Source organism: Rhodococcus sp. ENV425 (assembly GCF_002887785.1).
Taxonomy (GTDB): domain Bacteria; phylum Actinomycetota; class Actinomycetes; order Mycobacteriales; family Mycobacteriaceae; genus Rhodococcus; species Rhodococcus aetherivorans.
In genome coordinates, this window is record NZ_PCZU01000133.1 from 33,613 (window position 1) to 44,633 (window position 11,021).

Consider the following 11,021-nt stretch of genomic DNA (forward strand, 5'->3'; position numbering starts at 1 on the left):
CGCCGGACTCCTCCGCGGACGCCCCGTCGCCCCGGCACTGCGCGCTCGCGCGGAACCGCGCCGGCTCGGCGACGAGCCGGTCGGCACTCACTTCCCCCAGTAACGCACCCACGCGTCCGCGCCGAGACCGCCGTGCGGCACCCCGTCGGCATGGGCGGCCCGCTCGGTCGCCCGCACCGCCGCAACGAACCGCAGCGTCGCGGTGCGCAGCGCGTCCTCGGCGCCGCCTGACCCGGTGACGTGCACGGTACGCAACCCGAGCGGAACCAGGTGTGCCGGCAGCCCGGCCTTCGTGGCGCGGGCGATCACCTTGTCGGTCAACGCCAGCGCCGGCTGCGCCATCGCGATGCCGTCCAGGCAGGAGGGCCGGGCCTTCTCCGCCGCCTTCGCCACCTCCCACGCCGCCTCCTGCTCGGCCACGTCGATCGGGCCGGTGTGACCGTTGGTCAGGTGCGGGCTGCGCAACGCGAGCTTGGTGACAAGCGTGTCGGCGACATCGTCGACGGTGAACGGGTCGGTGCCGGACTCCTGGGCGATCCGCGAGTGGAACAGCACCTGGAGCAACAGGTCTCCCAGTTCCTCGCGCAGGCCGTGCGGGTCACCTTCCTCGATCGCGTCGAGCAGTTCGTAGGTCTCCTCGAGCAGGTAGCGGCGCAACGAATCGTGCGTCTGGGTGACCTCCCAGCCGCCGAATCCCCACAGCCGGTCCATCACCTCCACGGCACGCAGCAGGCGCTCCCCCGGCGCGGGCGGGGCGGCGATCACCCGCTCACCCCGCCGCACGCGTTCACGCACCGCCTCGTGCCCGGCGTCGACGGCCACCAACGTCTCGGCGTCGGATCCCGCTGTCGCGCCGAGCATTTCCCGAACCGCCGCCGGCACGTCGTCGGTGCAGGCGAGCGGCCCGGTCAGCAGCGGCACCGCCTCGAGCGGCACCGATCCGGGCCGGTACGGGTCGAGCAGAATCACCGTCACGGCCGTCGCCTCACATTCCCCGTCGCTGCGCTCGCCCCGGTCACACGCTCGCGACGGCCGGCACGCGCACGTCCACCGAACCCTGCGCCTTACCGTCGAGGGCGAGCAGGAAGTCCGCGATGTACTGCAGCAACTCGACGTCGCGCACCCGATCGGAGCCCACCCCACCGGTCCGCGGCAACGGCAGCTGCACCAGGCCGCTCGTGGCCCGGTACTGCGCCGCCGGGTAGAGCCGCTTGAGCCGCATCTGCTTCGAATCCGGCAGATGCATCGGCGAGATCTTCAGCTGGGTGCCGGAGACCGCGACCTCCTCGAGGGCGTACTCGCGGCACAACAGGCGCAGTTTGGCCACCGACACCAGCCGGCCGACCTCCTCGGGCAGCGGGCCGTAGCGGTCGACGAGTTCCTCGACCACCGCGGCGATCGCGTCGTCGTCGTGCGCCGCGGCGAGCTTGCGGTAGGCCTCGAGCCGCAGCCGGTCGGAGGTCACGTAGTCCGGCGGGATGTGGGCGTCGACCGGCAGGTCCACGCGCACCTCCTTGGCGGCCTCCTCCGTGGCGACGGGCCGGCCGTCCGCGGCGGCCCGGAAGGCCTCCACCGCCTCGCCGACGAGCCGCACGTACAGATCGAACCCGACGCCGGCGACGTGACCGGACTGCTCCGCGCCCAGCACGTTTCCCGCGCCGCGGATCTCGAGGTCCTTCATGGCCACGGCCATGCCCGCACCGAGGTCGGAGTTCTGGGAGATCGTGGCGAGCCGGTCGTACGCCGTCTCGGTCAGCGGCTTCTCCGGCGGATACAGGAAGTACGCGTAACCCCGCTCGCGGGACCGGCCGACGCGCCCGCGCAGCTGATGCAGCTGCGACAGGCCGAGCGAATCGGCGCGTTCGACGATGAGGGTGTTGGCGTTGGAGATGTCCAGGCCCGTTTCGACGATGGTGGTGCACACCAGGACGTCGTACTGACGTTCCCAGAAGCCCTGCACGGTCTTCTCGAGGGTGTCCTCGTTCATCTGCCCGTGCGCGACCGCCACCCGCGCCTCGGGGACGAGGTCACGAATCCGCTTGGCGGCCTTGTCGATCGAGCTGACCCGGTTGTGCACGTAGAACACCTGCCCGTCGCGCAGCAGCTCGCGACGGATGGCGGCGGCGACCTGCTTGTCCGCGTAGGCGCCCACGTAGGTGAGCACCGGGTGCCGCTCCTCGGGCGGGGTGAGGATCGTCGACATCTCGCGGATGCCGGCCATGCTCATCTCCAGGGTGCGCGGAATCGGCGTCGCGGACATGGTCAGCACGTCGACGTGCGTGCGCAGCGCCTTGATGTGCTCCTTGTGCTCGACGCCGAATCGCTGCTCCTCGTCCACGATCACGAGGCCGAGGTCCTTCCAGCGCACGCCGGTCTGCAGCAGCCGGTGGGTGCCGACGACGATGTCGACCGCGCCGTCGGCGAGGGCAGCGATCGTCTCCTTCGACTCGGCGGGATCGGTGAAGCGGCTCAGGCCCTTGACGGTGACGGGGAACGACGCCATCCGCTCCGTGAAGGTCTGCAGGTGCTGTTGCGCCAGCAGCGTGGTGGGCACCAGCACCGCGACCTGCTTGCCGTCCTGCACGGCCTTGAACGCGGCGCGCACCGCGATCTCGGTCTTGCCGTAGCCGACGTCGCCGATGACGACGCGGTCCATCGGGACTGCCTTCTCCATGTCGGCCTTGACCTCGGAGATGACGGTGAGCTGATCCTGGGTCTCGGTGAACGCGAACGCGTCCTCCATCTCCTTCTGCCACGGGGTGTCCGGGGCGAACGCGTGCCCGGGCGCGGCCTGGCGCGCCGCGTACAGCTGCACCAGCTCCCCGGCGATCTCACGAACAGCCTTGCGCGCCTTGCGTTTCGTGTTGGCCCAGTCGGAGCCGCCGAGCTTGCTCAGGGCGGGCATCTCGCCGCCGACGTAGCGGGAGAGCTGATCGAGGGACTCCATCGGCACGAACAGCCGGTCACCCGGCTGCCCGCGTTTGCTCGGGGCGTACTCGATGACCAGGTACTCGCGGCGGGCACCGCCCACGGTCCGTTCCACCATCTCGACGAAACGGCCGATGCCGTGCTGGTCGTGGACCACCATGTCCCCGGCGGTGAGCGCCAGCGGGTCGACCTGGTTGCGACGCTTGACCGGCGTGCGGCGCCCCTCGGCGGCGGTCACCCGGTTGCCCGTGAGGTCGGACTCGGTGACGAGCACCAGGCCGGGCACGTCCGCGCCGTCGCCCGGCAGGACCACGCCGTCGTGCAGCGCGCCGCACAGAACCCCGACCGTGCCGCGCACCGGCTCGGCGCCCGGATCGAGACGCGCGGCGGGCACGTCGTTCTCCTGCAGGCGCTCGAGCACCCGCTGCCCGGTGCCGGCGCCCGCGACGACGATCGCGGCCCGCCCGCCGGTGGTGACGTGCGCGCGCAGGTTCGCGAAGAGCATCGTCAGCAGCTCGTCCGAGCCGCGCACCTCCGGCGCCGGCTGCACGTCGAGCACGACCTCGGTGTCGGCGCCCGACGCCAGCGGGCTCAGCGTCCACCACGGCCGGCCCGCCGCCTCCGCCGTCTGCCGCACCTGGGTCAGCGGCCGGTACGCCGACGCGGCCAGGTCCACGCCCTTCATGTTGGCGGTGTCCAGCGGCGCGGCACCACCGAGCGAGGCCGCGGTCCACGACGCCTCGAGAAACTCCTGACCGGTGCGCATCAGATCCGCCGCGCGGGTGCGCACCTTCTCCGGATCGCACAGCAGCACGTGCGTGCCGGCCGGCACGACGTCGGTCAACAGCTGCAGCTCGCCCGTCTGCAGCACCGGCAGCAGCGCCTCCATGCCCTCGACCGGAATGCCGGAGGCCATCTTGTCGAGCATCTCCACCAGCGCCGCATCGGCCGGGTTGTCCTGCGCCAGCCGGGCCGCGCGCTCCTTGACCTGCTCGGTGAGCAGCAGCTCCCGGCAGGGCGGGGCGATGAGGGTGCCCACCTCGAGTTCTGGGATGGACCGCTGGTCGGCGACGGAGAACGGGCGCAGCTCGGTGACCTCGTCGCCCCAGAACTCGACCCGCACCGGATGGTCCGCGGTCGGCGGGAAGACGTCGAGGATGCCGCCGCGCACCGCGAACTCGCCGCGCTTGCCGACCATGTCGGCGCGGGTGTAGGCCAGCTCGACGAGCCGCTCGATCAGCTCGTCGAAGTCGTGCTCCGCGCCGACCCGCAGGGTGACGGGCTCGATGTCGCCCAGACGCGGGGCCATCGGCTGCACCAGCGACCGCACGGTCGCGACGATCACCCGCAGCTCGGGGCCGTAGTCGCGGTCCTCGGGGTGGGCGAGCCGGCGCAGCACCTGCAACCGGCGGCCGACGGTGTCGGCGCTGGGCGAGAGCCGCTCGTGCGGCAGCGTCTCCCACGACGGGAACTGCGCGACGACGTCGCCGAGCATCTCGTGCAGTTCGGCCGTCAGGTCGTCCGCCTCGCGGCCGGTCGCGGTCACCACGAGCAGCGGCGTCTTCGCGGCCAGCGCGGCGGCGACGAACGGCCGGGCCGACGGCGGAGCCACCAGGGCCTGTTCGGCGGTCCCGGCGAGGGCGGCCACACGTTCGAGCTGAGCGTCGGCCAGCGCGATCCGCGCCAATCCGGACAGGGGGGTGACGGACACGTCGGACACGGGAAGGGCGCTCCTGGGTTCGAGAAGAGGACCGTCCGAGTCTATGCGGTGTCCGGTTCGGGCTGCCAGGACCACCGGGGGCGTCCGGTCACGGTCGGACCGGGTCCGCGGCCAGCAGATCGGCGCTGTTGTCGCCGAGATCGCGACGGGCCCACGCGGCCAGCCGGGTCTGCAGGGCGGCGTCGGGGGTCTCCTCGCCGGGCCCGAGCCACCGCCGTCGCACCATCCGCAGCAGCACGCGCCGGCAACGCTGCGGCTCGGCGTCGAGCACGTACGCGACGAACGCGTCCGGCGTCTGCGGCTCGACCCCGGACCGCTCGAGCGAGCGAGCGAGACCGGCGTCGGTGGTGACGACGACGTCGGCCTGCGCGAACAGCGCCACCGCGGTCAGGTGCGCGTCGCGGGGATCGCTGATGTACGGCACCTCCCGCAGCACCGTGGCCGGCCAGGTCACCCGGGCCTCGGGGAAGGCGGTTTCGAGTTCGGCGAACAGGAAGTCCCGCGCCGGGCGCGACATGTGCGACGGCAGCCGCCGCTCCACCTCGGCGACGATGCCGTCGCTCCAATAGGGCTGGAACAGCGCGTCTTCGGCCAGGGCGAGCAGCACGTCACGCACGCGTGGCGGCGTCAGCGCCGGCGCGTCGAGTACCGCTCGGATCGGCACGACCGTTCCCCCTAGAAGTCGTCGTCGTAGAGGCCGTCGCGGCGGCTCAGGTCGGCGACGGTGTCCAGGGCCCGGGTCCGGGTCTCGGCGCGCCGCTCGGCGTAGGCGAGGACGTCGGCGCGGCGGATGCGGCGGTGCAGGCCGCGGAACCGGGACGGCAGGGTGCCGTCGTCGACGAGGCGGCCCACATGCCGGCGACCGACGCCGAGCACGTCCGCCGCCTGGGCGGTGGTGAGCATCGCCGGCACCGGGGTGATGGTCACGGCGGCAGCGGCGCCGAGCTCGTCCAGGGTGCGGGCGAGTGCCGCACCGGCCGCGTCCGCGTCGAACGGTCCCAGGGTCACGGCGGCGATCGTGTCAGGCGGAGGCACCGAACGCAATCGCCCGGCTACACCCGCAGCCGGCGCGAGACGAACTGCCGGAAGTACTCGACCTTGTCGGCGGGCACGAGCGCGGGCACCAGCAGGCGCCACATGTTCTCGAGGTGCTCGACGAGTTCGTCCCGACGATTCAGTGCCGCCGCGACCGCGCGAGCCCCGGTCAGGGCCTGCAGCACGAGCAGGCCCACCGCGTCCGGTTCGAGCTCCTCGCTCAGGTCGCCCTCCGCGAGGGCCCGCTTGGCGAGATCCTGCACCGTCGAGAGCCAGATCGCGAAGACCCCTTCCCCGGACCCGCGGTAGTCGCCGATCTCGATCACCAGCCGGAACATGGCGCGCACGATCGGGTCGGCGCGGGACACGTCGACCGTGAGAACCGACAGTTCGATCATGGTCTCGAGGGCGGGGGTCCGGTCGCTGATCGCGCTCAGCCCGGCCGAACCCAGCCGGGCGAAGCCCTCGTCGATGACCGCGCGGGCCAGCTCCTCCTTGGAGGCGAAGTGGAAGTACAGCGCGCCCTTGGTGACACCGGACTGCTGGATGATCTCGTTGAGGCTGGCGTTGGCGTAGCCGAGATTCATGAACACTTCCGCGGCGCCGCGCAACACGGAGTCGCGCGTCACCTCGGCGCGAACCTGCCGGGCCATTCATCCCCCTCGATGCGGGCTCGGCGCCGCCCGGCGACCCGGACGATCGGCGCCGATCGCCGCTCCGCTGGGTACCACGATCACCTCGCAATTGCTCGTCGAGTCGGCTGGGCAACGATACCACCTGGTAGGGGCGCGATCGGGAGTTCGCATCGCCCGGTCAGTCGGTCCCGAGCTGCGGATTCGCCTCCAGATGGGTGAGGCCGTTCCAGCACAGGTTCACCAGGTGGGCGGCCACGACCTCCTTCGACGGGCTGCGCTCGTCCAGCCACCACGTGGCGGCCGTCGCGACCATGCCCACCAGCGCCTGCGCATACAGCGGGGCCAGGTCCGGGTCGAAGCCCCGGCGGGAGAAGTCGCCGGCGAGGATGTGCGCCACCTGCCGCACCGCCTCGTTCAGCAGGGACGAGTACGTGCCCTCCTCCGCGGCGACCGGGGAGTCCCGCACGAGGATGCGGAAGCCGTCGGTGCGTTCCTCGACGTAGGTGAGCAGGGCGAGCGCCACCCGCTCGACCCGGATGCGCGAGCGGTTCTGCGTCAGGCTCGCGCTGATCATCGACATCAGGGTCGACATCTCCCGGTCCACGACCACGGCGTACAGGCCTTCCTTGCCGCCGAAGTGCTCGTAGACCACGGGCTTGGAGACCTGGGCCCGCTGGGCGATCTCCTCGATCGACGCCGCCTCGTAGCCGCGCTCGGCGAAGATCGCCCGCCCGATCTCGATGAGCTGTTCCCGGCGCTGGGTCCCGGTCATCCGGACCCGGGGGCTGCGGTCGGCGTGGTTCTGCGACGGTTTCGACACGTGTACATCCTTTCCGGCACCCGGCCGGACCCTGTGCCACCGGAAAACACCGAGGACGACGCGCGGCGGGTTGCGATCAGCCTATCCGTGGCGGCGACGCGCCCGGCCCCGCGTTCGACTCCGGGTGTGGCGGCATGCGAGGATCACAGACGCATGACCGGGGCGTCGGCGCCGGGAATGCGGCAGTCCGCCGTGGTGTAATCGGCAGCACCTCTGATTTTGGTTCAGATAGTTCAGGTTCGAGTCCTGGCGGCGGAGCGGGGCAGTCGGGGCCGGCGAGCTCCCCTGCCGGTGCCGAACCTGCGCATGTCGAACGTCGAGGGAGCTTCATGCAAGTGCAGACCGCAGTTGTCGTTCTGGCGGCCGGAGCGGGTACGCGAATGCGATCCAAGACCCCGAAGGTGCTGCACACACTCGGGGGTCGCACGATGCTCGCCCATTCGCTGCACGCGGCCGCAGAGCTGGACCCGAGCCACCTGGTGGTGGTCGTCGGGCACGAGCGCGAGCGGGTTTCCGCCGCGACCGCCGAGATCGCCGAGACGCTCGACCGCAAGGTGTCGATCGCGGTCCAGGACCGGCAGCTCGGTACCGGGCACGCGGTGCAGTGCGGGCTCGACGCGCTGCCCGGCGACTTCTCCGGCGTGGTCGTCGTCACCAACGCCGATGTCCCGCTGCTCGACGGCCACACCCTCGAGGCTCTCGAAGCCGAGCACCTCGCCGAACCGGCGCAGTCGGCGGTGACCGTCCTGACGTTCCTCGCCGACGATCCCACCGGGTACGGCCGCATCGTCCGGAACGGCCACGGCGAGATCCGCGAGATCGTCGAGGAGACCGACACCGACGCCGAGCAGGCTGCCATCAACGAGGTCAACGCCGGCATCTACGCCTTCGACGCGGAGTTCCTCCGCAGCGCGCTGACCCGGCTGCGGGCCCACAACGCGCAGGGCGAGCTGTACCTGACGGACGTGGTCACGATCGCCCGGGAGGACGGCCTGCCGGTGTTCGCCGCCCAGCTCGCCGACGCGATGAAGGTCGCGGGCGCGAACGACCGGGTGCAGCTCGCGGCGCTCGCCGCGCAGTTGAACCGGCGCACCCTCGAGCACTGGATGCGGGCGGGTGTGACCGTGCTCGACCCGTCCAGCACGTGGGTGGACGTCGACGTGGTCCTCGCCCGGGACGTGACCCTGCACCCCGGGGTGCAGCTGCACGGCCGGACCGTGGTCGACGAGGACGCGGTGATCGGCCCGGACACCACGCTGACGAACGTGCGGATCGGCGCCGGGGCGTCGGTCGTGCGCACCCACGGGTCGGACTCCGTGATCGGCGAGGGCGCGACCGTCGGGCCGTTCGCCTACCTGCGGCCGGGCACCGACCTCGGCGAGTCCGGCAAGATCGGCACGTTCGTGGAGACCAAGAACGCCGAGATCGGGCCGCACTCGAAGGTGCCGCACCTGACCTACGTCGGCGACGCCACCATCGGCGAGTACTCGAACATCGGGGCCTCGAGCGTGTTCGTCAACTACGACGGCGTGCACAAGTCGCGCACGGTCGTCGGATCCCACGTCCGGACCGGGTCGGACACCATGTTCGTGGCGCCCGTGACGGTCGGCGACGGAGCCTACACCGGCGCCGGCACGGTCCTGCGCCGCAACGTTCCGCCGGGGGCGCTTGCGGTGTCGGGTGCGCCACAGCGCAATATTGAAGGCTGGGTCCAGCGAAACCGACCCGGGACCCCCGCGGCCGAGGCAGCGTCTGCAGCACGGCAGCAGCAAGAGATCGAACGGCATAAGGACGGCCAGGACCAGTGACCTCCAATTGGATCGACAACCAGAAGAACTTGATGCTCTTCTCCGGCCGGGCCCACCCCGAGCTGGCCGAGCAGGTGGCGAAGGAGCTCGACGTCCAGGTCACCCCGCAGACCGCGCGTGACTTCGCCAACGGCGAGATCTTCGTGCGGTTCGAGGAGTCCGTGCGCGGCTCCGACGCGTTCGTGCTGCAGAGCCACCCGTTCCCGCTCAACCAGTGGGTGATGGAACAGCTCATCATGATCGATGCGCTCAAGCGAGGCTCGGCCAAGCGCATCACCGCCGTCCTGCCGTTCTACCCGTACGCCCGCCAGGACAAGAAGCACCGCGGCCGTGAGCCCATCTCCGCCCGCCTGATCGCCGATCTGCTCAAGACCGCCGGCGCGGACCGCATCATCACCGTCGATCTGCACACCGACCAGATCCAGGGCTTCTTCGACGGCCCGGTCGACCACATGCACGCCCAGGGCCAGCTCGCCGAGTACATCCGCGACAGGTACGGCGTCGAGAACATCGCCGTGGTCTCCCCCGACTCCGGCCGCGTCCGCGTCGCCGAGAAGTGGGCCGACACCCTCGGGGGCGCCCCGCTGGCGTTCATCCACAAGACCCGCGACCCGCTGGTCCCGAACCAGGTCAAGTCCAACCGCGTGGTCGGTGAGGTCGAGGGCCGCACCTGCATCCTCATCGACGACATGATCGACACCGGCGGCACCATCGCCGGGGCCGTGAAGATCCTGAAGGAGGCCGGCGCGGGCGACGTCGTCATCGCCGCCACCCACGGCGTGCTCTCGCACCCCGCCTCCGAGCGCCTCGCCGCGTGCGGTGCCGAGGAGGTCATCGTCACCAACACGCTGCCGATCGACGACGAGAAGCGGTTCCCGACGCTCACCGTCCTGTCGATCGCGCCGCTGCTCGCGCGCACCATCCAGGAGGTGTTCGAGAACGGCTCGGTGACGTCGCTGTTCAACGGTTCCGCGTAGTCGCGGAAGGCGGTGTACTTTCGGACCGTCACCGGACCGAAAGGACACCCGGCATGTTCACCGGCTTCCCCGTTGCCGCCCTCGACTTCTACGAAGACCTCGAGGCGGACAACAGCAAGCCGTTCTGGGCCGCGCACAAGGCCGTCTACGACGACTGCGTGCGCGGCCCGATGCTTGCCCTGCTCGCGGAACTCGAACCGGAGTTCGGCCCGGGCAAGGCGTTTCGTCCGCATCGCGACGTCCGCTTCAGCGCGGACAAGTCGCCGTACAAGACTCATCAGGGCGGATTCGTGCAAACCGGGCCCGGCGTCGGGTTCTACGTGCAGATCGACGCCGCCGGGCTGCGGATCGCCGGCGGCTTCTACGCGGGCTCGTCCGCACAGGTCTCCGCATACCGTGCCACCGTGGACGATTCGCGCCACGGCCCCCGGCTCGAGACGCTCGTGCGGCGGCTGCGCCGGGCCGGGTACGAGATCGGTGGCGAACGGCTGAAGACCCGTCCGCGCGGCGTCGCGGAGGACCACCCCCGTCTCGACCTGCTGCGGCACAAGTCCCTCACCGCCGCGCGGGAGCACCCGTCGCCTGAGTGGCTCGACACGCCGCGCACCCTCGACGAGGTGCGCACCACCTGGCGCGACGTCCGGCCGCTCGTGGAGTGGCTGACCGCCGCCACCGCCGCCTGAAAAGCGTTCGCATCGCGGTCGATTCCGAGCCCCCTCGGCAAACCGATCGGTATGGAAAGTCGTGTGGCACAAGGCTTTGCCGCCCGGACGCCGACGGTTAACATGATCTTCATCACTCCGACATCCCTCAGCCGCAGGTCGTGCAGGACCCCCCCGACCGACCGGGCCGGCTTTGACTTAAGGTGGCTCCTCGTGATCGACGCTCAAACCCTCGAGGCCCCCACCGAAAACGCGAAACTCGAGACCGTCCGCCGGTGGAGGCCGGGAGCCTGCGTCTGGTGCGGCGACACCGATTCCGTCGAGGAGTTCCGCAACGAACCCCGTTGCGCCACTTGCCGCACGCACGAGTCGATCATCGACGAGGCGCGCAAGTTCGTCGGCATGTACGGCCTGCGTCCCATCGGCGGCACCCTGC

The 11,021-nt window shown here is 71.1% G+C and carries 9 protein-coding genes, 1 tRNA gene and 1 pseudogene; 5 read left to right on the forward strand and 6 right to left on the reverse strand.

Going from position 1 to position 11,021, the window contains the following annotated elements; all coding sequences use genetic code 11:
• Positions 1 to 87: 87 nt before the first annotated feature.
• The 6 genes from CQZ88_RS10495 to CQZ88_RS10520 all read right to left on the reverse strand — a co-directional run bounded on the left by CQZ88_RS10495 (position 88) and on the right by CQZ88_RS10520 (position 7,090).
• Positions 88 to 975 (reverse strand): MazG family protein, encoded by an 888-nt coding sequence (locus CQZ88_RS10495; RefSeq protein ID WP_102799721.1) that lies wholly within the window; start codon positions 973 to 975, stop codon positions 88 to 90.
• Positions 976 to 1,015: 40 nt separating this feature from the next.
• Positions 1,016 to 4,648 (reverse strand): transcription-repair coupling factor, encoded by a 3,633-nt coding sequence (mfd, locus tag CQZ88_RS10500; protein ID WP_029542134.1) that lies wholly within the window; start codon positions 4,646 to 4,648, stop codon positions 1,016 to 1,018.
• An 88-nt stretch (positions 4,649 to 4,736) separates the two neighbouring features.
• The gene (locus CQZ88_RS10505) at positions 4,737 to 5,312 is read right to left on the reverse strand and encodes a PIN domain-containing protein (protein WP_102799722.1); all 576 of its coding nucleotides are present in this window, start codon (positions 5,310 to 5,312) and stop codon (positions 4,737 to 4,739) included.
• Positions 5,313 to 5,323: 11 nt separating this feature from the next.
• On the reverse strand, positions 5,324 to 5,656 hold the full coding sequence (locus tag CQZ88_RS10510; RefSeq protein WP_006938886.1) for a helix-turn-helix domain-containing protein: 333 nt from the start codon (positions 5,654 to 5,656) through the stop codon (positions 5,324 to 5,326).
• Positions 5,657 to 5,700: 44 nt separating this feature from the next.
• Positions 5,701 to 6,336, reverse strand: a complete 636-nt coding sequence (locus CQZ88_RS10515; protein WP_029542131.1) for a ScbR family autoregulator-binding transcription factor — start codon at positions 6,334 to 6,336, stop codon at positions 5,701 to 5,703.
• Positions 6,337 to 6,496: 160 nt separating this feature from the next.
• The gene (locus CQZ88_RS10520) at positions 6,497 to 7,090 is read right to left on the reverse strand and encodes a TetR/AcrR family transcriptional regulator (RefSeq protein WP_037201479.1); all 594 of its coding nucleotides are present in this window, start codon (positions 7,088 to 7,090) and stop codon (positions 6,497 to 6,499) included.
• A gap of 234 nt (positions 7,091 to 7,324) precedes the next feature.
• Between CQZ88_RS10520 and CQZ88_RS10525 the strand changes: the two genes are divergently transcribed.
• From CQZ88_RS10525 to CQZ88_RS30810, 5 genes and pseudogenes are all read left to right on the forward strand, one after another.
• Positions 7,325 to 7,396, forward strand: a tRNA-Gln gene (locus tag CQZ88_RS10525).
• Between the two features lie 71 nt (positions 7,397 to 7,467).
• Positions 7,468 to 8,946, forward strand: a complete 1,479-nt coding sequence (glmU, locus tag CQZ88_RS10530) for a bifunctional UDP-N-acetylglucosamine diphosphorylase/glucosamine-1-phosphate N-acetyltransferase GlmU (protein WP_102799723.1) — start codon at positions 7,468 to 7,470, stop codon at positions 8,944 to 8,946.
• Positions 8,943 to 9,923, forward strand: coding sequence for a ribose-phosphate diphosphokinase (locus CQZ88_RS10535; protein ID WP_006938895.1), 981 nt, complete (start codon positions 8,943 to 8,945; stop codon positions 9,921 to 9,923). The genes glmU and CQZ88_RS10535 overlap by 4 nt, the downstream gene beginning before the upstream one ends.
• Positions 9,924 to 9,976: 53 nt before the next feature.
• Positions 9,977 to 10,606, forward strand: coding sequence for a DUF2461 domain-containing protein (locus tag CQZ88_RS10540; RefSeq protein WP_006938897.1), 630 nt, complete (start codon positions 9,977 to 9,979; stop codon positions 10,604 to 10,606).
• A gap of 192 nt (positions 10,607 to 10,798) precedes the next feature.
• Positions 10,799 to 11,021: pseudogene (locus CQZ88_RS30810) on the forward strand (hypothetical protein); the annotation flags it as partial.

Excerpts from the sequence above, each read along its gene's own strand:
- CQZ88_RS10515 (WP_029542131.1), bottom strand. The coding sequence starts at position 6,336 with ATGGCCCGGCAGGTTCGCGCCGAGGTGACGCGCGACTCCGTGTTGCGC.
- CQZ88_RS10520 (WP_037201479.1), bottom strand. The coding sequence starts at position 7,090 with ATGACCGGGACCCAGCGCCGGGAACAGCTCATCGAGATCGGGCGGGCG.
- glmU (WP_102799723.1), top strand. The coding sequence starts at position 7,468 with ATGCAAGTGCAGACCGCAGTTGTCGTTCTGGCGGCCGGAGCGGGTACG.
- CQZ88_RS10540 (WP_006938897.1), top strand. The coding sequence starts at position 9,977 with ATGTTCACCGGCTTCCCCGTTGCCGCCCTCGACTTCTACGAAGACCTC.